General features: G+C 75.8%; 20 protein-coding genes and 1 pseudogene. 13 read left to right on the forward strand and 8 right to left on the reverse strand.

Annotated features, from left to right (window positions below; all coding sequences use genetic code 11):
* Positions 1-44 precede the first annotated feature (44 nt).
* From LPA42_RS31510 to LPA42_RS31525, 4 genes are all read left to right on the forward strand, one after another.
* Positions 45-1,367 (forward strand): hypothetical protein, encoded by a 1,323-nt coding sequence (locus tag LPA42_RS31510; RefSeq protein ID WP_077937692.1) that lies wholly within the window; start codon positions 45-47, stop codon positions 1,365-1,367.
* On the forward strand, positions 1,364-1,696 hold the full coding sequence (locus tag LPA42_RS31515) for a YciI family protein (protein WP_077937706.1): 333 nt from the start codon (positions 1,364-1,366) through the stop codon (positions 1,694-1,696). Before LPA42_RS31510 ends, LPA42_RS31515 begins: the two co-directional genes overlap by 4 nt.
* Entirely contained in the window at positions 1,693-3,276 is a 1,584-nt protein-coding gene (locus LPA42_RS31520) for a hypothetical protein (RefSeq protein WP_077937693.1), read from the forward strand. Before LPA42_RS31515 ends, LPA42_RS31520 begins: the two co-directional genes overlap by 4 nt.
* Positions 3,277-3,425: 149 nt before the next feature.
* Positions 3,426-3,692 carry a GlsB/YeaQ/YmgE family stress response membrane protein gene (locus LPA42_RS31525; protein WP_077937694.1) on the forward strand — a complete coding sequence of 89 codons (267 nt, stop codon included), beginning with the start codon at positions 3,426-3,428 and terminating at the stop codon, positions 3,690-3,692.
* Positions 3,693-3,745: 53 nt separating this feature from the next.
* Here LPA42_RS31525 and LPA42_RS31530 read toward each other — a convergent pair whose 3' ends face one another.
* From LPA42_RS31530 to LPA42_RS31545, 4 genes are all read right to left on the reverse strand, one after another.
* Complete coding sequence (locus tag LPA42_RS31530) at positions 3,746-4,471, reverse strand: lysoplasmalogenase family protein (RefSeq protein WP_077937695.1); 726 nt, start codon at positions 4,469-4,471, stop codon at positions 3,746-3,748.
* On the reverse strand, positions 4,468-5,334 hold the full coding sequence (locus LPA42_RS31535; RefSeq protein WP_077937696.1) for a sterol desaturase family protein: 867 nt from the start codon (positions 5,332-5,334) through the stop codon (positions 4,468-4,470). Before LPA42_RS31535 ends, LPA42_RS31530 begins: the two co-directional genes overlap by 4 nt.
* Positions 5,331-6,053: a FadR/GntR family transcriptional regulator gene (locus tag LPA42_RS31540; protein ID WP_077937697.1), complete on the reverse strand. Its 723-nt coding sequence runs from the start codon at positions 6,051-6,053 to the stop codon at positions 5,331-5,333. Before LPA42_RS31540 ends, LPA42_RS31535 begins: the two co-directional genes overlap by 4 nt.
* A gap of 134 nt (positions 6,054-6,187) precedes the next feature.
* Positions 6,188-6,919: a class I SAM-dependent methyltransferase gene (locus LPA42_RS31545; protein ID WP_077937698.1), complete on the reverse strand. Its 732-nt coding sequence runs from the start codon at positions 6,917-6,919 to the stop codon at positions 6,188-6,190.
* A 356-nt stretch (positions 6,920-7,275) separates the two neighbouring features.
* Here LPA42_RS31545 and LPA42_RS31550 point away from each other — a divergent pair, with 356 nt between their 5' ends.
* On the forward strand, positions 7,276-7,581 hold the full coding sequence (locus LPA42_RS31550; protein ID WP_228987075.1) for a hypothetical protein: 306 nt from the start codon (positions 7,276-7,278) through the stop codon (positions 7,579-7,581).
* 48 nt (positions 7,582-7,629) lie between these two features.
* Here the strand turns inward: LPA42_RS31550 and LPA42_RS31555 are convergent, their stop codons facing one another.
* Both LPA42_RS31555 and LPA42_RS31560 read right to left on the reverse strand, forming a co-directional pair.
* Positions 7,630-9,480, reverse strand: coding sequence for a sulfatase-like hydrolase/transferase (locus LPA42_RS31555; protein ID WP_198956561.1), 1,851 nt, complete (start codon positions 9,478-9,480; stop codon positions 7,630-7,632).
* A gap of 107 nt (positions 9,481-9,587) precedes the next feature.
* Positions 9,588-10,271, reverse strand: a pseudogene (locus LPA42_RS31560) (CDP-alcohol phosphatidyltransferase family protein); the annotation flags it as partial.
* Between the two features lie 131 nt (positions 10,272-10,402).
* On the opposite strand from LPA42_RS31560, the gene LPA42_RS31565 reads away from it, so the two are divergent.
* The 7 genes from LPA42_RS31565 to LPA42_RS31595 all read left to right on the forward strand — a co-directional run bounded on the left by LPA42_RS31565 (position 10,403) and on the right by LPA42_RS31595 (position 16,344).
* Positions 10,403-11,398: a zinc-binding alcohol dehydrogenase gene (locus tag LPA42_RS31565; RefSeq protein ID WP_077937699.1), complete on the forward strand. Its 996-nt coding sequence runs from the start codon at positions 10,403-10,405 to the stop codon at positions 11,396-11,398.
* On the forward strand, positions 11,386-11,784 hold the full coding sequence (locus LPA42_RS31570) for a 6-carboxytetrahydropterin synthase (RefSeq protein WP_077937700.1): 399 nt from the start codon (positions 11,386-11,388) through the stop codon (positions 11,782-11,784). The genes LPA42_RS31565 and LPA42_RS31570 overlap by 13 nt, the downstream gene beginning before the upstream one ends.
* A 68-nt stretch (positions 11,785-11,852) precedes the next feature.
* Positions 11,853-12,878, forward strand: a complete 1,026-nt coding sequence (locus tag LPA42_RS31575; protein ID WP_077937709.1) for a glycosyltransferase family 4 protein — start codon at positions 11,853-11,855, stop codon at positions 12,876-12,878.
* Positions 12,879-12,985: 107 nt separating this feature from the next.
* Positions 12,986-13,813, forward strand: coding sequence for a class I SAM-dependent methyltransferase (locus LPA42_RS31580; protein ID WP_077937710.1), 828 nt, complete (start codon positions 12,986-12,988; stop codon positions 13,811-13,813).
* 37 nt (positions 13,814-13,850) lie between these two features.
* Positions 13,851-14,927 carry a lysylphosphatidylglycerol synthase transmembrane domain-containing protein gene (locus LPA42_RS31585; protein ID WP_077937701.1) on the forward strand — a complete coding sequence of 359 codons (1,077 nt, stop codon included), beginning with the start codon at positions 13,851-13,853 and terminating at the stop codon, positions 14,925-14,927.
* 20 nt (positions 14,928-14,947) lie between these two features.
* On the forward strand, positions 14,948-15,601 hold the full coding sequence (gene ribA / locus LPA42_RS31590; RefSeq protein WP_077937702.1) for a GTP cyclohydrolase II: 654 nt from the start codon (positions 14,948-14,950) through the stop codon (positions 15,599-15,601).
* Between the two features lie 68 nt (positions 15,602-15,669).
* Positions 15,670-16,344 (forward strand): dihydrofolate reductase family protein, encoded by a 675-nt coding sequence (locus tag LPA42_RS31595; RefSeq protein ID WP_256092144.1) that lies wholly within the window; start codon positions 15,670-15,672, stop codon positions 16,342-16,344.
* A gap of 72 nt (positions 16,345-16,416) precedes the next feature.
* On the opposite strand, the gene LPA42_RS31600 is transcribed toward LPA42_RS31595, so the two are convergent.
* Positions 16,417-17,196 carry a MerR family transcriptional regulator gene (locus LPA42_RS31600; protein WP_077937703.1) on the reverse strand — a complete coding sequence of 260 codons (780 nt, stop codon included), beginning with the start codon at positions 17,194-17,196 and terminating at the stop codon, positions 16,417-16,419.
* A gap of 89 nt (positions 17,197-17,285) precedes the next feature.
* On the opposite strand from LPA42_RS31600, the gene LPA42_RS31605 reads away from it, so the two are divergent.
* A complete protein-coding gene (locus LPA42_RS31605) occupies positions 17,286-17,828 on the forward strand; it encodes a DUF6194 family protein (RefSeq protein ID WP_198956562.1) in 543 nt (180 codons plus the stop codon).
* Here LPA42_RS31605 and LPA42_RS31610 read toward each other — a convergent pair.
* The coding region (locus tag LPA42_RS31610; protein ID WP_228987076.1) for an amino acid adenylation domain-containing protein at positions 17,809-20,413 on the reverse strand (2,605 nt) is incomplete at its 5' end. The two genes, LPA42_RS31605 and LPA42_RS31610, sit on opposite strands and share 20 nt — an antisense overlap.

The following is a 20,413-nucleotide window of genomic DNA, read 5'->3' on the forward strand; positions in this document are numbered from 1 at the left end:
CCCACCCACCCCAGGCCAGCGGCGCACCACATGGAGGCAGCATCGTGATCGGGATCATCGGCCCGGAGGACTCGATCCGGCTCGTGCAGGAGGTGGCGGCCGGGGAGGGCCGCGCGGACACCGTCACCGCGCGCGCCTACACCCGGCCCGAACAGGCCCCCGACCTCGCCCGCGAGCTGGACGAGGTGTGCCAGGTGCTGCTGTTCACCGGCCGCATCCCGTACGCGTTCGCCAGCGCGGCCGGCGACCTGCGGGCGGAGATCGACTACGTCCCGCACGCCGGCATCGACCTCTACCGGACCCTGTCGCGGATGTTGCTGGCCAGTGGCGGGAAGCTGCCCCGGGTCAGCGTGGACACCATCGAGGCCGAGATCGTCCGCGAGACGTACCACGACATCGAGGTGGCCCCGCCGACCGAGATCCTGCCGATCGCCGACTCCTCCGGGCTGCTCTTCTCCGGGCTCGACGAGATCACCGCCTACCACCGCGAGCGCTACGCCTCCGGCGCGGTCGAGGCGTGCCTGACCTGCCTCGGCGCGGTGCACCGCGACCTGGCCGACAGCGGGGTGCCGGTGTGGCGCGTCGAGCACACCCGCGCCTCGGTGCGCGACGCGCTGCGCCGGGCCTGGCTCGCCGCCGAGGTGCGCCAGTCCCGGGCCACCCAGATCGCCGTGATGATGGTCGACCTCGGCGCGTCGACGCACCGGGCGCAGGACCCGTACCAGGCCGAGCGGCAGCGGCTGCGGGTGCGGGAGGCGCTGCTGGAGCACGCGGAGCGGATGCGCGGCCGGCTCGCCACCGTCGACGACCGGACCATGGTGATCACCACCACCCGGGGCACCGTGGAGAGCGCCATCGCCCGGCACCGCGACGGGCACGCCTCCCTGCTCACCCTGCGCGGGGTCGACGTCGAACACGCCGTCGGCTTCGGCGCGGGCACCACCATCGCCGCCGCCGAGGACAACGCCCGCAAGGCCCTCGCGCTGGGCCGGCACAGCGGCGACACCCACGTGGTCTTCCCCGACGGCGAGGTCTACTCCAGCCGGGAGACCACCGTGCGCCCCCGGCTGCGGGAGACCGCCCCGGGCGTGCTGCGCGTCTCCGAGCAGCTGCGCATCGGGCCGCTGTCGACGCGCCGGCTGCTGGAGGCCCTGCACCAGATGGACCCCGACCAGGTCACCGCCCGTGGGCTGGCCGACGCGTACGGGGTGGAGGCGCGCTCGGCCCGCCGCCTGCTCAAGGCCCTGCGGGCGGCCGGCTTCGCCGAGGAGGTCGGCGTGCACGTGAGCACCGGCGCGGGCCGCCCGCAGGCCGTCTACCGGGTCGCCATGCGGCGGCTGCTCGGCGCGATCGGGGCCGAGGCGTGACCGGGCCGACCCCCGACGCGGGCGCGCCGCTGCGGTTCGAGCCGACGTACCTCGTCACCGCCGCCTTCGCCGCCGACGCCGCCGCCCGGCGCGAACCCCACCGGGCCGCGCACCTGGCGCACGTGCGCGCCCTGCTTGCCGACGGCACCGCCCTGGTCGCCGGGGCGCGCGCCGACCTGACCGCCTCCGTGCTGGTGCTGCGGGCCGCCGACGCGACCGCCGCCCGCGCCTTCGTCGAACAGGACCCCTACTGGCGGCACGGGGTGTGGACCACGCTCGACGTGGCCGACTACCTCGCCGCCACCAGCCACACCCTCGGGAGGACATGATGTCGTCGTACCGCCAGGTTGCCGGCGTGCGGGTGCTCGGGGCCGAGCACGCGCCGTACGCCGCCGGGCTGCTGCGTGAGGCGTGGGGCGACGGCGGCCCCGACGCCGTGCCGGTGCGCCTCGCCGTCGACCCGGCGCTGCCCGAGGGCGGCCACCACGTCGACGTGCCGGAGGCCGGCGAGATCCGGCTCACCGGCGACCCGTTCGCCGGCCTGGTGTACGCCGCCCGCGACCTCGTCGACCGGGCCACCGGAGCCGGCCTGCCCGTTGGCGCGTCCGCCGCCGCACCCGGGCTGCCGCTGCGCACCCTGTGGACCTGGGACCACTCGACCAACTGGGACACCCGGCAGCTCGGCCAGCAGGAGATCGGCGCGCTCAACCCGTACGCCAAGTCCGCCGACGCGTTCGGCGCCGACTACCGGCGGCTCGTCGACTTCTGCAGCCGCGAGCGGATCGGCGGCATCGTCGTGTACGGGCTGCTGCGCGACGCCCACGGCGGCGTCGAGGCGGCCCGCGACCTGTGCGAGTACGCCAATGCCCGGGGCGTGCGGATCATCGCCGGGGTCGGCATCAACGCCTACGGCGGCATCTACTTCGACGGCCGGCACCGCTACAACCTGGCCACCTGGCTGCGGCAGCGCCCCGACCTGGCCGCGGAGCTGCCGAAGAAGGTCGGCTTCGACATCGACGAGTTCGGCGACCTGCACTTCCCGGCCAGCGAGTACATGATGGCCGCCTGCCCGTCGCAGCCGGACAACCTGGCCTGGCACCGCGACGCCATCGACTGGCTGCTGGACACCCTGCCCGTCGGCGGGATCAACTTCGAGACCGGCGACTACGGCAGCTGTGCCTGCGCCCGCTGCGCCCGGCGCACCGGCGGCGAGCGCACCTCCTGGTCGTACGAGGCGATGCGCGCGGTCTACCCGACCCTGCTGGAGACCGCCCGCCGCCCCGGCCCGGCCGGGGTGCCGCTGCGCCACCTCGTCGAGGTCTACTGGGACAACATCTTCGACCTCGACGCGCAGCAGCCCCTCGCCGACCTGCCCGACGACGTCGCCTACCAGTATTGCGTGAACCGGGGCTTCTGGTACGACCAGCGCGACCGCCTCACCGCCGCCCACGTCGACCGGCTGCCGCACACCACGAACGTGCTGCGCACCCACGCCGGGTCGCAGTGGAACCGGCAGCGCCACTCCTGGGTGCCCGAGATGTACGCCGACATGGCCACCCGCTCCGGGGCGGCCGGTATGCGCGGGCTGACCATCTTCGCCGAGGCGGCGGCCTACCACCCGACCAACGAGATCAGCTATCTGGCGTACGCCCGGTTCTCCTGGAACCCGGAGCTGGCCTGGGCGGACTTCTGGCGCGACGAGGTCGCCCCCCGCTTCGGCGGGTCTGCCGAGGCCGAGGCGTTCCGTGACGGCGCGGCCCTGCTCGACGACCCGGCGGCCGACGCGGCGGCCCTGACCGCCGTGCGCGGCGACGCCCTCGCCATGGTCGCGGCGACCGGCGGTGAGGTGCAGCGCCGCTGGCTGTGGCTCGCCGAGCGGGCCGCCCGGTACGCCCACTCGGCCGGCTGACCGCGCCCGGCCGGTGGCATGACGGTTGCCGCGCGGGACCGTGACAGTCCGGTGAAGAATCCGCCGGCCGGGTGGTGGCGGGTTTGCCGCCCCGGCCACCGGGGGCACGGTGGAGGTGCACGCGACAACCCCTCGAGAGGAACGGCCCAGTGGAAGTCACCGGTTTCTTCACCGCCATCATCATCGGTCTGATCATCGGCGCGCTGGGTCGGCTGGTCGTGCCCGGCAAGCAGAGCATCCCGATCTGGCTCACCCTGCTCATCGGCGTGGTGGCCGCGATCCTCGGCACCCTCGTCGCCGGGGTGCTCGGGGTCGACGAGACGGCGGGCGTCGACTGGATCGAGCTGTTCATCCAGGTCGTCTTCGCCGCGATCGGCGTGTCGATCGTCGCGGGGGCGTACGGCCGCCGCCGCTGACCGCCCACGCCGACCGCCGGCCCGCCCCCGCACCGGGGCGGGCCGGCGGCGGGTCAGGGTGCCGCCGGGCCGCGCCGCGCCGCGCGGCCGGCGGCCCCGGTGCGGCGCGGACGGTCGGCCGCACCCGGGCCGCCGGCCGCCGTCCACGCCGTGGTGAGCAGCAGCAGCGCGGCGATGTAGGTGCCCATCACCAGCAGGCCGTGGCCGGGCAGGGCGGTGCCGGCCGCGTCCACGCCGATCAGCAGGTCGGACACGAGGAAGAGCGCCCCGCCCGCCGCCGCGCGCGCCGAGACGCCGGCCGCCGCGGCGGCCATCAGGCACAGCGCGAGGCTGTAGCCGAGCACGGGCAGCCGCAGCGCCCCGAGCGGGCCCCACAGGGCGGCGTTGGCCAGCGCCCACAGGGCCAGGTAGCCGGCGACCGCCGCCACGGGCGGCCGCCGGTGCCGGGTGAACGCCACGACGAGGCTGACCTGGGTGCCGAGGAAGAAGCCCATGCCGACCAGGAACGCGGGTTCGCCGGGCAGCAGCAGCGCCACGTCGCCGGCCGTGGCGAAGACCAGCCCGAGCGCGAACGCGTCGAAGCGCCGCCGCCCGCCCGTGCGCGCCGCCCCGGCGGGGGCCCGCCCGGCACCGGGACCGCCGGGGCCGGGCCACAGCAGCCAGAGCAGCAGCAGCGGGGCCAGCAGCGGCTTGGCCAGCCACTGGAGCACCGGGTTGTCGAGCGCCACGCCGACCAGCTCGACGGCGGCGACCAGCCCGAACGGCGCGAGCCGCCTCACCGGGTGCCCCCGGCGGCCCGGACCGCCCCCGCCGGATCTGGCAGCGGCCGCCAGCCGGGCCGGCGGAACAGGTGGCCCAGCCGGTGCCGCCAGGACGCCGCCGCGCGGACGTCGGCCCAGATCGCCGCGTACTCGTGGGTGGCCACCCGCAGGGGGTTGTAGGTGCCGATGTTCGTGGTCAGCCCGTACCGGGCGGGGGCGCGTTCCGGCTCGAAGGTGCCGAACAGGCGGTCCCAGACGATCAGGATGCCGCCGTAGTTGCGGTCCAGGTACTCGGCGTTCACGCCGTGGTGGACGCGGTGGTGCGACGGGGTGTTGAACACCCACTCGATCGGCCGGGGCAGCACCCGGATCCGCTCGGTGTGCAGGAAGAACTGGTACAGCAGGCTGACCGACTGCTGAAGGAAGATCATCCACGGCGGGATGCCGAGCAGGGCCAGCGGCAGCCAGAACGGCAGCGACGTCATCGGCGTCCAGCTCTGCCGTAGCGCGGTCGACAGGTTGTAGAACCTGCTGGAGTGGTGCACCACGTGGCTGGCCCAGAACAGCCGCACCTCGTGGTGGGTGCGGTGGAACCAGTAGTAGGCCAGGTCGTCGGCGAGGAACAGCAGCACCCAGGTCCAGACGCTGGTGGGGGAGAGCTGCACCGGCGCGACGGTCCACAGCCCGGCGTACAGGCCGATGGTGAGCAGCTTCCACGGGAAGCCGATCACCTGGCTGCCCGCCCCCATGGTGAGGCTCGTGGCGGTGTCGCGCAGTTCGTAGCCGCGTTCGTCGTCGTCGGGGGCGAACCGGTAGGACAGCGCCTCCACGACGATGAGCAGCAGGAACGCGGGCACGGCGTAGAGCACGGCGGGGATCATGCGCGGCACTCCTGTCCCGGCGCGGCGGGGGCGGCGAGGGCGGCGGTGAGCAGGGACCGGGCCTGCCGCGCGGCGTCGTCGCCCCGGCCGTCGGCGATCGCGGCGGCGAGCCGCCGGTGCCCGGCGACGTCGAGCAGCTCGGCGGCGCGCCGCTGCGGCGGCACCTCGCCGACGGCGAGCGCGCCGGCCACGAGGCTGTTGAAGCCCAGCAGGTACGCGGTGTTGCCGCAGCCGCGCACGACGTGCCGCCACAGGGTGATGTTGGCCTCGGCCATCCGGGGCAGGTCGGGCGCGAGCGCGGCGTACTCCTCGACGGCGCGGGTGACGGTCTGCCGCGTTGCCGCGTCGGCCCGTTCGGCGCAGAGCCGGGCGGCGTCGACGCCGATGCAGGCACGCATCTCCAGCATGTCCCGCACCAGAGTGTCGACCGGCAGGACGTCGCCGGAGCGGACCAGGGACAGGGCGAGGTCGAGCCCCGCGTGCACCCGCCAGTCGAGCACCCGGGTCGCGCCGCCCTGGCTGACCCGGACCAGGCCGAGCTGTTGCAGGCGGCGCAGCGCCTCGCGCACGGCGTGCCGGTTCACCGCGAACGCGGCGGCCAGCTCCCGCTCGCCGGGCAGGGTGTCGCCGGGCCGGTACGCGCCGCTGACGACGGCGTCGCGGAGCTGGGCGAAGACGTGGTCGGAGACGGAACCCCGGGGGACAGGGACGAAGGTCATGCGGTGCAGTGTGGCCCCGCCCACATCAACCCGTCAACTGGTTGGACCACTCGGTTCGCCGTGGGCGGGACCCGCGCCGGCCGGGTGGCCCCGACGCGCCGGCCGGGCGGGTGCCGGCCGGCGCGTCGGGCCCGTCACCGCAGGCGGTACACCGAGACGTGCGAGCGGCTGTCGGCGTCGAACGGCCGCCGGTCGAAGTCGGCGTACCGGGCGGCGAGGCGCAACCCGGCCCGCTCCGCCAGCTCGTCGATCTGCCCCGGCCAGCAGTACCGTATCGCGAACGGCTCCAGCCGCGCGCCCCGGCCGTCGATGACGATGGTCTGCCGGACGAACCGCTGCGCGGGCCGGTCGTAGCGGTGCACCCGCAGGGTCACCGAGTCCTCGGTCACCTCGCGCACCTGAAGCTGCTCGTCGCGGTCGAAGCCGGCCGGGTCGGGGACGAACGCCTCGACGACGAACGCGCCGCCGGGCGCCAGCACCCGGGCCACGTTGCGGAAGCAGTCCTGCTGTCGGGACTCGTCGACGAGGTTGAACAGCGTGTTGAACACCAGGTAGGCCAGGCGGTAGGGCCCCGTCACCGGCACGTCGGCCATGTCGCCGATCGCCACCGGGATGCCGTCGCCACCCGGCTTGGCGCGCATCCGCGCCACCATCCCCGGCGACGCCTCGACGCCCTCGACGGTGAGGCCGCGCGCCGCCAGGGGCAGGGCCACCCGGCCCGTCCCGATCGCCAGCTCCAGCACGGGGCCGCCGTCGGCCAGGTCGGCCAGGAAATCCACGGCCGGGGCCGGGTCGGGGTTGGTGCCGGTGTCGTAGCCGGCCGCCCAGAGCCGGCCGAACAGGCCGGGATCGTCGAAGATCGACATCAGCCGGCCTCCCCGTCGTGACGTTGCCGGGGCGCGGGCGCGGCGGCGAAACGGTGGGGACTAGTGGTGCTCGCCTGGGGCGTGCGCCCCGGGGTCGACGTACTCATGAAGCCTCGCATCCTGAAGGGGGACGAACCTCGGGCTGGCGGCGGACCTCGACGAGTCGGTCATGGCGCTGCTCCCTTCGATCGGACGGCTCACGACGAGCACAGCAGAGGCCGGGCGACGCCGGCAACCGCATTTGCGGCGGGGAACGACAATCGGCGGGGTGTGACCAACCGCCTGCCCGGGGCGGGTTTAGCGGGCCGGAATGCCGGTCAACCTGTTCGGGTAGCGACGACGAGAGGGGTTTCCGCGTGTCCGGCACAACGCACCACCGGTCCAGTCACGACACGGCTCCGCCGAGCGACGTGACGGACACGCTGCTGTGGCGGCTGGCGTACGACGTCGCCGAGGCCCACCAGCCCGACGCCACGGGCCGCTGCCAGAACCTGCTCTGCGGCGGCCGGCAGGCCCCGTGCGACCCGCTGCGGAACGCCGAGCGCGCCATGCGGCTGGCCCGGGGCGACGCCGCGACGGGAGCGCAGGCCCCCGCGTCCCGCCCCCGACCCGCCGCGGCGGCCCGGCCCGAACACCCCCGCTCCGGGCGGGAGGCCGCCTGACGCGGCCTGGCGTCACCGCGGCCTGACCCGCCCCCGGACGGCACTGCGTCAGCGCGGCGCGGCGACCGGCGGCGCACCGGGGTCGGGCCGGGACCCGAACGTCGTGAGGAAGCGGTCCCGGAAGGTGTCCATCCGCCACACCGGCGCGCCCGGACCGGGCCGCAGCCCGTCCTGCCACTGCCAGCCGTCGATCCGGTCGAGCACCTTCGGGTCGCGGGCCACGACGGTGACCGGCACGTCCCGGCTGGCGTCCTCGCCGGTGACGACCGGGGACGGCTGGTGGTCGCCGAGGAAGACCAGCACCAGGTCGTCGTCGCCGTAGGTCTCCACGTAGGAGATCAGCGACTTGAGCGTGTACTCGACGGTGCGCCGGTAGTCCGCGCGGATCTGGGCGGCGGTGCGGCGCACCGGCTTGCCTCCGACGTCGGCCACCGCCGAGTTGCGGTGGTAGACCGAGCCGTCGCCCACGTCGTCCCAGTCGATGACCCGCGGGAACGACGTCCACGGTGAGTGGCTGGACGTCAGCGGGATCTCGGCCATCACCGGCGGGTGGCCGGGGGTCGACCGCTCGCGGCGTTGCAGCTCCGACAGGGCGTACTGGTCCGGCATGAGGAAGTAGCCCAGCTTCGGCCCCTGGTAGCCCAGCTCCCGGGCCGGGTAGAACTGGTCGTAGCCGTAGAACCTCCCCTCCGGCCAGTCGGCCAGCGCGCCGGGCATCACCCCGACGGTCCGCCAGCCCGCCCGCTGGAACGCCCCGCCGAGGGTGAGCCGGTCGGTGGCGAGCAGGCTGCGGTGCCGCTGCTGGCTGTCGATCCACAGCCCGGACAGCAGCGTGGCGTGGGCCAGCCAGCTTCCGCCGCCCGCCGTCGGGGACGTGAGGTATGCGCTGCGGGATCCGATCCCGGCCGCCCGCAGCCGCCGGGTGCCCTCGTCGAGCACCGCGCCGACCTGCGCGAACTCCGGCTCCTCCACCGCGTCGCGGCCGTAGCTCTCGACGAACGCGACGACGACGTCCTTGCCGCGCAGCGCCGTCAGCAGCTGGTCACCCGGCGTGTCCCGGAACGGGTCGGCGGCGACCTCGGCGGCGAACACGTCGCCGTCGGACAGCCCGCCGCGCACCTGAACCGCGTGGTAGCGGACCAGGGCGGTCGCGCCGCTGTCGGCCACCGGCACCCCGGGGACGATCCGCACCCCGAAGGCGGCGCAGGCGACCCAGCCGACGGTCAGCGCCGCGACGGCCCTCCTCGCCCCGGTGTCGTGCCGGGCGAGCAGCGCGGCCAGGCGCAGCGCGGCCAGCGCCAGCGCCACCAGCAGGCCCACGGCGAGCAGCACGACGCCCACGGCGGTGCCGACCGCACCGGCCCGGCCGACCGAGCCGGCGAGGAACGCGTACGCGTCGTCGAACAGCACCCAGTCCGACACCAGGTCGAAGGGGCGGTCCCAGGCGACCTGGAAGCCCAGGTCGGTGAGCCTGACCACGGTGACCAGCCCCAGGGCGGTTCCGGTCAGCGCGGCGACCACCCGGCGGGGGCGCGGCGGCAGGGCGAGCAGAGCGGCGGCGACGATCAGCGCCTCGACCGGCAGCCGCAGGAACGCGGCCGGGCTCAGCTCCCGCAACTGGTCCGGCGCGGTGAGGGCGGCGGCCACGAGCAGCGCGGCCAGGGGGCCGCCGACCGCCCGGCGGACCCGTCGACCCCGCCCCGGCACCTCGGCCGGCCGGCCCGCTTCGTCCGCCGTGCGCCGACCCTCGTCGCCGCCCGTGCCGCCGCCGGTGGGGCCCTCGCCCGTCGGATCGTCGCCGGTGGCGCGGGTCGTGCCGTCGCCCGTCGGGCCGTCGCCGGTGGCGCGGATCGGGTCGTCGCCGGCCGCGTCGGTCGGGTCGCCCGGGTGGTTCGTCACGTCGTCTTCTCTCCCGTGCATCCGGTGGGCGGTCAGGCCGGCAGGTGGGCCGGCACCCGGACCGGCTCGTCCCGGCGCAGGACCGCGCCGTCGGTCGCGGCGACCGGGCGGTGCCGCCACAGCCAGCCGACGTCGCGCCCGAAGGACTCGACGAGCAGCGCGAACGCCCCGGCCAGCAGCACCGTCGCCCCGACCGGCGGCAGGACCCCGGCCGCGGCGACGACCAGGACGATGCCCTGGAGCGCGGCGACGACCTTACGCCACTGCCGCGGCGGCAGCGTCCCGCGCAGCCACGGCGACGTCCAGCCGGCCGCCACGAAGGCGTACCGCATCGCGCCCAGGGCGAGCACCCAGCCCCCGGCCGTGGGCGCGAGGTGCACGCCCAGCAGCAGGATGAGGTACGCGTCGACCTCCATGTCGAACCGGGCCCCGAGGTCGCTCTCGGTGCCGGTGCGCCGCGCCACCTGCCCGTCGACGGCGTCCAGCAGCAGCGCCACGGCGGCGAGGCCGACCAGCAACGGCACCGGCGCGGCCCGGGTGAACCCGTCGGCCACCAGCGCCGTCACCCCGCCGATCAGCACCGCCCGGCCCAACGTCACCACGTCCGCCGGCCCCAGGCCGGAGCCGCCCGCCCCGCGCAGCGCCCGGGCGAGCAGCCCGCACAGGACCATCCCGTACGCCGTGCCGGCGAGCCAGCCCGCCGGGCCGAGACCGACGGTCGCGCCGATCCCCGCCAGCAGGACGAACAGGCTGACCAGTCCTGCCAGCGGACCGTGTTGAACCCTGCGCACCGTGCCTCCGTGTTTGATGATCGAGAGACTGCTGTTCGACGGGCTGTCGACGAACAACACGGAGAATCCGGCCGAACGGTTCGGTGCGGCGGGCAACGCGAGGAGGACGACGTGACGACGAGGACCCTCCGGTGACCGGCGAGGCGTACGCGTTCTGGCTGCGTGAGCCCGGGGTGGGGGAGATCCGCCCCGCGGTGCTGCCCGCCCTCGGCCCCGACGAGGTGCTGGTGCGTGCCCGCTACTCGGGGGTCAGCCGCGGCACCGAGACCCTCGTCTTCGCCGGCCGGGTCCCCGTCGACCAGCACACCGCGATGCGCGCCCCGTTCCAGGAGGGCGACTTCCCGGCCCCCGTGAAGTACGGCTACCTCAGCGTCGGCGTCGTCGAGCAGGGCCCGGCCGAGCTGCGCGGGCGGACCGTGTTCTGCCTGCACCCGCACCAGAGCGCGTACGTCGTGCCCGCCTCGGCCGTGGTGCCGGTGCCCGACGGGGTGCCGGCGGCCCGCGCGGTGCTCGCCGGCACCGTGGAGACCGCCGTCAACGCCCTGTGGGACGCCCCGCCGCTGATCGGCGACCGGGTGAGCGTCGTCGGCGCGGGCATGGTCGGCTGCGGGGTCGCCGCGCTGCTCGCCCGCTTCCCCGGGGTACGGGTCGAACTGGTCGACGCCGACCCCGCCCGGGCCGCCGTCGCCGCCGCGCTCGGCGTCGACTTCGCCACCCCCGAGCGGGCCACCGGCGGACGTGACCTGGTCGTGCACGCCAGCGCCACCTCGGAGGGGCTGCAGCGGTCGCTGGAACTGCTCGCCCCGGAGGGTACGGCGGTGGAGCTGAGCTGGTATGGCGACCGCGCGGTGCGGCTGTCGCTGGGCGGGGCGTTCCACTCCGGCCGGTTGACCGTGCGCAGCAGCCAGGTGGGCATGGTCGCCCCGGCCCGCCGGGGCAGCCGCACGTACGCCGACCGGCTCGCCCTCGCCCTGGAACTGCTCGCCGACCCCGCGTTCGACGCGCTGATCACCGGCAGCTCGCCGTTCGCGGAACTGCCCGACGTGCTCGCCGGCCTCACCGACGGCAGCCTGCCCGCCCTGTGCCACCTCATCACCTATCAGGAGAGTGACCCGTGTTCAGCGTGACCGTCCGCGATCACATGATGATCGCCCACAGCTTCCGCGGTGACGTCTTCGGCCCGGCGCAGCGCCTGCACGGTGCCACGTTCGTCGTCGACGCCACGTTCCGCCGCCCCGACCTGGACGCCGACGGCATCGTCGTCGACATCGGCCTGGCCACCGAGCAACTGCGCGCCGTCCTCGGCGAGCTGACCTACCGCAACCTCGACGACGAGCCCGCGTTCGCCGGGGTGAACACGACCACGGAGGTGCTGGCCCGCACGGTCGCCGACCGGCTCGCCGACCGGGTGCACGCCGGCGATCTCGGCGCGGGCGCGCGGGAACTGGCCGGGATCACCGTCACCCTGCACGAGTCGCACGTCGCCTGGGCCAGCTACGAGCGGCCCCTGTGACAGCCCCGGCCCCGGCCGGCGGGGGCGTCCCGGCCAGCGGGGCGGCTCCCGCCGGCGCCCGTCCCGAGGTGCACGTGGTGCTCCCCGGCGACATCGACGACCCGGCCACACCCAGCGGCGGCAACCACTACGACCGGCGGGTCTGCGCCGGGCTGGTCGACGCCGGCTGGCGGGTCCACGAGCATCCGGTGCCCGGTGACTGGCCGACGCCCGGCCCGGCCGCGCGGGCCGACCTCGCCGCCCGGCTCGCCGCCCTGCCCGACGGCGCGGTGGTGCTGCTCGACGGCCTCGTCGCCTCGGTCACCCCGCAGGAGCTGCGGGCGCAGGCCGGCCGGCTGCGGCTCGTCGTGCTGGTCCACATGCCGCGCGACGACGCCGCCGAGGCCCGCGCCCTGGCCGCCGCCACGGCCGTCGTCGCCACCAGCGAGTGGACCCGCCGCCGGCTGCTCGACCGGTACGGGCTGCCCGCCGACCGGGTCCACGTCGCCGTGCCGGGGGTCGACCCCGCGCCACCGGTCGCCGGCACGGCCGCCGGCACGGCGCTGCTCTGCGTCGCGGCCGTCGCCCCGCACAAGGGGCACGACGTGCTGCTGGCGGCCCTGGCGGCGGTGGCGGACCTGCCGTGGCGGTGCGCCTGCGTCGGCACGCTGACCCGCGACCCCGCCCACGTGCGGCGGCTGCGCCGGCAGGCCGACGGGTCCGGCCTGACCGGGCGGGTGGAACTGCTCGGCCCGCGCACCGGCCCCGCCCTGGCCGCCGCGTACGCCGCCGCCGACCTGCTGGTGCTGGCCTCACGCGGCGAGACGTACGGGATGGTCGTCACCGAGGCCCTCGCGCGGGGCATCCCGGTGCTGGCCACGAACGTCGGCGGCATGCCCGAGGCGCTGGGCCACACCCCCGACGGCGTACGTCCCGGCCTGCTGGTGCCGCCCGACGACCCGGCGGCGCTGGCCGGCACGCTGCGCGCCTGGCTGGGCGACGCCGGCCTGCGGGAGCGGCTGCGCCGCGCCGCCCGCGCCCGCCGGCCGGCCCTGACCGGCTGGTCGACCACCTCCACCATCCTCGCGGCGGTCCTGAAGGGAGCGGCGACATGAGCGACGCCCACGGCGGCGGGGGCCCGACGGCCCACCCGCGCGACGGCCACGGCACCGGGAATCCGACGGTCCGCACGCGCGACGGCCACGACGGCGCGGCGGGCCACATGGGCGACGGCGACGACACCGCCGCCTTCGCCGGCTGGCTGCGACTGCGGGAGCCCGCCGACGCGGCGGCCCGCGCGGTGGACCTGCTGGCACCGGTGCGCCGACGCCTCGCCAGCGACCGGCCGGTCGTCATCCACGACCTGGGCGCCGGCACCGGATCGATGGGGCGCTGGCTGGCCCCCCGGCTGCCCGGCCCGCAGCACTGGGTGCTCCACGACCGCGACCCCGGCCTGCTGGAGCGGGCCCGGACCGCCCTGGAGGGTCTCGCCGCCTCCGGCGGCGGCGATGTCACCGTGGAGACCCGGCAGGGTGACATCACCCGCCTGTCCGCCGCCGACCTCGCCGACGCGTCCCTGGTCACCGCGTCGGCGCTGCTGGACATGCTCACCGCCGAGGAGGTCGAGCGGATCGTGGCGGCGTGCGCCGGCAGGCCGACGCTGTTCACCCTCACCGTGGTCGGCCGGGTGCGGCTGACCCCCGCCGACCCGCTGGACGCCGAGGTCGCCGCGGCGTTCGACGACCACCAGCGGCGCGTCGCCCCCGGCCGGGGCGTGCTGCTCGGCCCCGACGCCGTCGCCGCCTGCGTGGCCGCGTTCGCCCGCCGGGGCGTCGACGTGCTGACCCGGCCCAGCCCGTGGCGGCTCGGCCCGGACCGCGCCGAGCTGACCGCCGAGTGGTTCACCGGCTGGCTGGGCGCCGCCCGCGAGCAGCGGCCCGAGCTGACCGGGCGGACCACGGCGTACGGCCGGACCCGGCGGGCCGCCGCCCACGCCGGTACGCTCGACGTCCTGGTCGACCACGCCGACCTGCTCGCCGGCTGCGGGTGAACCATCCGGGCGTGCCACACGTGAACCCGGAGGGAAGATGATCGTGCAGGGAGGTCCGGGTTTGCCAGCGAGCACGGAACCGGCGGCGTCGCCCGCCACACGCGTCGGCCGGCTGCCCCGGTCGTTCTGGGGGTGGGCGCGCACCCTCGCCGGGGTCGCGGTGCTGGCGGCCCTGCTGTGGCGGCTGGGCAGCGGCCCGTTCGTCGCCGGGCTGCGCCTGATCGACGGCGCGGCCGTCGCGGCGGCGCTCGGCATCGGCCTGGTCACCACCGTCTGCGCCGCGTGGCGGTGGAGCCTGGTCGCCGCCGGGCTGGGCGTCCGGCTGCCGCTGCGCGAGGCGGTGGCGCACTGCTACCGGGCCGCGTTCCTCAACTCCACCCTGCCCGGCGGGGTGCTCGGCGACGTCGACCGCGCGGTGCGTCACGGCCGCGACTGCGGGGACGTCGGCCGGGGCGTGCGGGCCGTGGTCTGGGAGCGCATGGCCGGCCAGGCGGTCACGGTGGTCCTCGCGGTGGGCGTGCTGGCCGCGTTCCCGTCGCCGGTGCGGCAGCACCTGCCGGCGGCGGCGGGGCTGGTCGTCGCCGCCGGCCTGGGCGCGGTGCTGCTGGGTCGCGTCGCGCCCCGGTCGGGGGCGTCGCGGTGGGCTCGGGCGCTGCGCACCGCCGTGGCCGACGTCCGCTCCGGCGTGCTGGGCCGGCGGACCTGGGTCGGCGTGCTGGTCGCCTCCGCCGTGGTGCTGGCGGGCCACCTGGCCACGTTCGTCGTCGCGGCCCGCACGGCGGGCGTCGACGCGCCGCTGTCCCGGCTGCTGCCGCTGACGCTGCTCGCGCTGCTCGCGATGATCCTGCCGCTGAACGTGGGCGGGTTCGGGCCGCGCGAGGGGGTGGCCGCGTGGGCGTTCGCCGCCGCCGGCCTGACCGCCGCCCAGGGCGTCGCCGCCGCCACCGTGTACGGGGCGTTGGCGCTGGTGGCGAGCCTGCCCGGGGGCGTGGTGCTGCTGGCCCGCCGACTTCCGTCGCCCGCGGCGACCGGCGTCGTGTCCCCGGCCCCCGTCGCCACCGCCCGCGCCGCCCGGTGGGTGTCGCGTCCGGCGCGCACCGGCGTGCACGGTTGACCGTCCGACGAAGGAGACCGATGTCCGAAGCACTGCCCGTCGCGACCATCCGGACCCAGGTGACGGTCCCGCTGCGCTTCCCCGACGGCTACGCCACCTCCGCCCGGGTGTTCTCGTTCCACGGCCTCGTGGACGGCCGGGAGCACCTCGCGTTCGGGCTCGGTGACTGGTCGGTCGCGGTGGACCGGGCCGCCGCCGGCGGGTCGCCGCCGCTGGTCCGCCCGCACAGCGAGTGCCTGACCGGGGACGTGTTCGGCAGCCAGCGGTGCGACTGCGGGCCGCAGTTGCGCGAGGCGGTCGAGCGGATCGCCGCCGCCGGTGGGCTCCTGCTCTACCTGCGCCAGGAGGGGCGCGGCATCGGCCTCTACGCCAAGCTCGACGCGTACGCCCTGCAGGACGCCGGGCTCGACACCTACGAGGCGAACCTGGCCCTGGGGCGGGGCGCGGACGAACGGGACTACACGGTCGCCGCGCAGATGCTGGCGGCCCTCGGCGCCGAGCGGGTGGCCCTGCTCAGCAACAACCCGGACAAGGCCGACCAGCTGCGCCGGCTCGGCATCGCGGTGGCCGAGCGGGTGCCCACCGGGCTGCACCTGTCCGACGCCAACGCCGGCTACCTCGCGGCCAAGGTGGACCGCGCCGCCCACACCATCGACCTCCCGTTCGTCCGGTGACCGCCGCCGCGCCGACTCCGCAGGACGCCGCGCCGGCCGCCGGCGCGCCCGCCACGCCCCGGCCGTACGTGCTGCTCAGCTGCGCCATGTCGATCGACGGCTACATCGACGACGCCAGCGACCAGCGGCTGCTGCTGTCCAACGAGGCGGACCTGGACCGGGTCGACGCCGTGCGGGCCGGGTGCGACGCGATCCTCGTCGGCGCGGCCACCGTCCGGGCCGACGATCCTCGCCTGGTGATCCGCTCGCCGCGGCGGCGCACCGAGCGGGCCGCGCGCGGCCTGCCGCCGTCGCCGACGAAGGTGACCGTCACCGCGAGCGGCGACCTCGACCCGGCGGCCCGGTTCTTCACCGTCGGGGACGCGGAACGGGTCGTCTACTGTGCCACGTCCGTGCTGGCGCAGACCCGGCACCGGCTCGGCGGCCTGGCCACCGTCGCCGACGGCGGCGACCCGGTCGACCCCTGCCGGGTGCTGGCCGACCTGGCCGCCCGGGGGGTGCGCCGGCTCATGGTGGAGGGCGGCGCGGCCGTGCACGCCCTGTTCCTCGGCGCCGGCCTCGCCGACGAGCTGCACCTGGTGGTCGCCCCGTTCTTCGTCGGCGACCGCCGCGCGCCGCGCTTCCCCGGCGAGGGCCGGTTCCCGTGGCACCCTGGCCGCCGCGCGGGCCTGGCGGAGGTCCGCCAGATCGGCGACGTCGTCCTGCTGCGCTACGCCCTGTCCGGGCGCTGCCCCGGCGCGTGACCGGCCCGGTCGCCGCGCGGGTGCCTGCTGCGGTCGCCCGCGCAGGCTGCGGGGGTTGGCCCGCCGCGCGGGTCAGTCGTCCGGCGGGGACAGGTGCTCCGCGAGTCGCGCGGCGGCGGTGAGCATGGCGCGGCCCCGGTCGGTGAGCCGCCGCCGCCAGTTCTCCAGGGACTCGGCCAGCGGCTCGGTGCCGGCCGCGTCGCGGACCTGCCGCACGACCGTGGCGATGTGGTCCAGCCGGTAGCCGCCGCGCCGCAGCAGGTGGGCCAACTCGGCGTCGCGCACGTCGTCGGCCGAGTAGAGGCGGTAGCCGGTGGCCTGACCCCGGCTCGGCGCGAGGATGCCGGCCCGTTCCCACTTGCGCAGGGCCGCCGGGGTCACGCCGACCCGGCGGGCGAGACCACCGATCGCCAGCGGCCGCTCGGGTCGGCCCGTCGGTGGCTGGTGGGGGCCGCCCGCCGGTGACAGGTCGGGGCGGGCCGTCGGGGGCCGGTCGGGTCGGCTCGCCGCCGGTGGCCGCGTGAGCAGGCCCACGGCAACCTCGACGGCGTCGAGCGTCTCCCGGTCGCGCAGCAGCTGGGCGTGGCTGCGGTCGATCGCCCGCAGGGCGGTGTCCAGGTCACCGGCGTTGACGGCGCGCATGATCTCGCCGCTGGTGGCGTACCCGTGCGCCGGGATCAGCGCCAGGTAGGCGCGCAGCGCCCGGACGTGCTCGGCCGTGTAGGCGCGATAGCCGCTGGGCGTGCGCCGGGCCGGGGGCAGCACCCCGTCGCGCTCGTAGTTGCGGACCGTCTGCGTCGAGATGCCGTGCTCGCGCGCAAGGTCGGTCGGCCGGTAGGAACTCCTGCGCACCTGACCTCCCGTTTGATGCTTACCACCGGCTCAGCCGCCTGATTCTCGGCCCCAGCTTCACAAGGGAGTTCAACGATACGGTAGAGGTCATGACCCAGCCTCCCCCGAGCGTCCCCGCCGCCGGCCTCCCGACCGAGGCCGACCTCGCCCAGCGGATCCTCGCGCTGCCCGCAGTCACGCAGGTGCGGGCCGACGCGGCGTCGGGCGCGCCCCCGGCCAGTTGGGGCGAGCGGTTCTTCTTCGTCGGCCCGGACCGCCGCCGGCCGTTCGCCACGATCGTCGCGCACGACACGCCCGGGTTCGACGAGGACTCGCGCCTCGACCGGCCCGACGTCCACCGCCTCAACGTCGAGCTGGGCCGTGCCGAGTTCCAGCGCCGGTTCGGCTACCCGCCCGCGCGCTTTCCCGACCACCGGGCCGGCATCGACTTCACCCGGCAGGGCGAGATCATGCCCCACCCCGCGTACGGCCTGCACGGCTGGGCGTGCGTCCTGTGTCCCGGCGTCGACCTGCTCCCGGAGGTGGACCGGCTGATCGCCCACGCGCACGCCCGGGCGGTCGACCGGCACCGGCGGGCCGGCGACCGCCCGGGTTCGGACGGGGGCGGGGCCCTCAGCGCACCGGGCCGGTGACCTGGGGGCCCGCTTCGAGGAAGCGCAGCATGTGGGCGCCCAGCTCCTCGGCGAGGGCGAACGGCAGCAGGTCGGTGCGGATCGTGATGCGCAGCAGGGCGTCGGCGTGGCGGGGGATCGCCTCGACGGTGAGGCCGCTCATCACCTCCCGGGCGTACGGTTCGACGACCTCCTCGGTGCGGCAGCCGGGCAGGTCCAGCGGGAGCACCACGTTGTCCTGGTAGGCGAAGCCGGGCAGGCCGGCGACGACCTCGCTGGGCAGCCCGACGGCCGGGTCCGCGGCGCTCTCCGAGAACGGCACGTCCTGGGCGGCCATCAGCTCGTCGACGGTCTGCTGGACGTGCCGGATCAGGTCCTGCCCGGGCGCGAACCGCACCCGCACGCAGTTGGAGTTGATCCGGGTGGTGAACGCGGAGTCGAGGACGCGGCTGCCGCGCTTGGCCACGATCATGAGCAGGCCGATGTCGTCCTGCTGGTGGACGGCGCGCAGGGCGGTGGCGAAGGCGGCGACGAAGTAGCTGGAGCGGCTGAACCGGTGCTCCCGGGCCGCCTGGTCCCAGCGCTGCAGAACCTGCGGGCTGACGGTGAGGATGTGCCCGGCCTTCGGGCCCCAGGCGAGGGCCTGCTCCAGCGGCACCTTCAGCTCGCCGTCGCCCTGCCGGGGGAGGCCGTGGAGTTGGCCGCGCCAGTATGCGCGTTGGGCGGGCAGGTCGGCGGCGTCGTGGAGCCGGGCGTACTCGTCGTAGGTCTGGCGGAGGGTGGGCGCGGGACGGTCCCATTCGGGGGCCTTGCCGGCGAGGCGGGCGGTGTAGGCGTGGGTGAGGTCGTGGACGAGGAGGGTGTGGGACCAGCCGTCGAAGGCGATGTGGTGGATGCCGATGCCGAGGAGGGTGCGGTTGGTGGAGCGGTCGCGGATGATGGCGGTGCGCCAGTTGCGGCCTTGGGTGTAGTCGAGGGGTTGTTGGACGGCGTCGGCGAGTTGGTCGAGGGCGTCCTGGGTGGTGGCGGCGTCGGTGAGCAGGAGCATCTGGGGCATGCCGGGGTTGGGCGGGATGATCGCGACGGGTGGGTCGACGCGTCGGTAGCGGGCGTGCAGGGCCTCGTGCCGGCGGTGCACGTCGCCGAGCGCGGCCATCAACGCCCGCAGATTGAGCTCACCCTCCACCCACCAGGTGGTCGGGCAGACCAGCTCGAAGGGGAGCCAGACGCACTTGGCGACCGACAGCGTCAGCGGCACCGGCTTCGCCGGCCCGGAGCGGGCGGCACCCGACGGTTCCGCCTCGACCCGGGGGCGACGCGGCGCGGTGGCGAGCCACGCGGCGAGCGCGTGCGGCGTGGGGGTGCGGCGGATCTGGGACACGGGGACGACGGCGTCGGTGGCCTCGTCGAGTGCGGCGGCCACGGCGGCGGACTGGAGGCTGGTGCCGCCGAGGTCGAAGAAGCTGTCGTGGACGCCGACCCGGTCGATGCCGAGGACGGTGGCGAAGGCCGTGGTGACGAGCTGCTCGTCGGCGCTGCCGGGCGCGACGTAGTCGACGCCGACGTCGGGGCGCTGGGCGTCGGGTGCGGGCAGGGCGCTCCGGTTGATCTTGCCGGTGCCGCCGACGGGGAACCGGTCCAGGACCATGATGACGGCCGGCACCATGTACGACGGCAGCACCGCCGCCGCGTGCTCACGCAGCGCGGGCACCGATGGCGTACGTCCGTCGCGTCCGGTGACGTAGGCGATGAGGCGGGGGGTGTTGTTGTCGTCGCGGCGGGTGACGATGGCGGTGGTGACGTCGGGGTGTTGTTCGAGGGTGGTTTCGATTTCGCCGAGTTCGATGCGGATGCCGTTGATTTTGATCTGGTGGTCGATGCGGCCGAGGATTTCGAGGGCGCCGGTGGTGTTCCAGCGGGCGAGGTCTCCGGTGCGGTAGGCGTGTTGGCCGGTGTGGGGGTCGGTGACGAATCGTTGGGTGGTGAGTTCGGGGCGGTTGAGGTAGCCGTCGGCGATGCCGTGGCCGGTGATGAGGATTTCGCCGGGCATGCCGGCGGGGACGAGGTTGAGGTTGGCGTCGACGATGTGGATCTGTCGGTTGGGCATGGGCCAGCCGATGGGTACGTAGGGTCCGCCCCAGCCGGTGGAGGCGTCGTACCAGGTGCACGCCACGGACGCCTCCGCCGGCCCGTACGCGTTGATCAGCCGGACGCCGGCGGCCAACCAGCGCTGCGCCATCCGGGGCGGCACCGGCTCCCCGGCGAGGGTCAGGCACGACATGCTCGGGCAGTCGGCCGGGTCAATGGCCGCCAGGTTGGTCGGCGGGCAGAACGCGTGGGTCACCTGCTGCTTGGCGATCAGGTCGGTGAGGCGACGGGCGTCGAGCAGCTCGTCGCGGGAGCAGACGACGACGGTCGCGCCGGAGGCGAGGGCGGTGAAGATCTCGCCCAGGGCTACGTCGAACACGGGCGTGCAGCTGTGCAGCATTCTGCTGTCGGGGCCGATGGCGCACTCGTCGGCCATCCAGGTCAGGAAGTTGGTCAGCTTCTCGTGCGTCAACACCACACCCTTCGGGATGCCCGTCGACCCCGACGTGTAGATCACG

The sequence above is a fragment of the Micromonospora sp. DH13 genome, from assembly GCF_020873825.1.
GTDB lineage: Bacteria > Actinomycetota > Actinomycetes > Mycobacteriales > Micromonosporaceae > Micromonospora > Micromonospora haikouensis.

Excerpts from the sequence above, each read along its gene's own strand:
- LPA42_RS31520 (WP_077937693.1), top strand. The coding sequence starts at position 1,693 with ATGATGTCGTCGTACCGCCAGGTTGCCGGCGTGCGGGTGCTCGGGGCC.
- LPA42_RS31535 (WP_077937696.1), bottom strand. The coding sequence starts at position 5,334 with ATGATCCCCGCCGTGCTCTACGCCGTGCCCGCGTTCCTGCTGCTCATC.
- LPA42_RS31540 (WP_077937697.1), bottom strand. The coding sequence starts at position 6,053 with ATGACCTTCGTCCCTGTCCCCCGGGGTTCCGTCTCCGACCACGTCTTC.
- LPA42_RS31545 (WP_077937698.1), bottom strand. The coding sequence starts at position 6,919 with ATGTCGATCTTCGACGATCCCGGCCTGTTCGGCCGGCTCTGGGCGGCC.
- LPA42_RS31580 (WP_077937710.1), top strand. The coding sequence starts at position 12,986 with ATGGGCGACGGCGACGACACCGCCGCCTTCGCCGGCTGGCTGCGACTG.
- LPA42_RS31585 (WP_077937701.1), top strand. The coding sequence starts at position 13,851 with ATGATCGTGCAGGGAGGTCCGGGTTTGCCAGCGAGCACGGAACCGGCG.
- ribA (WP_077937702.1), top strand. The coding sequence starts at position 14,948 with ATGTCCGAAGCACTGCCCGTCGCGACCATCCGGACCCAGGTGACGGTC.
- LPA42_RS31605 (WP_198956562.1), top strand. The coding sequence starts at position 17,286 with ATGACCCAGCCTCCCCCGAGCGTCCCCGCCGCCGGCCTCCCGACCGAG.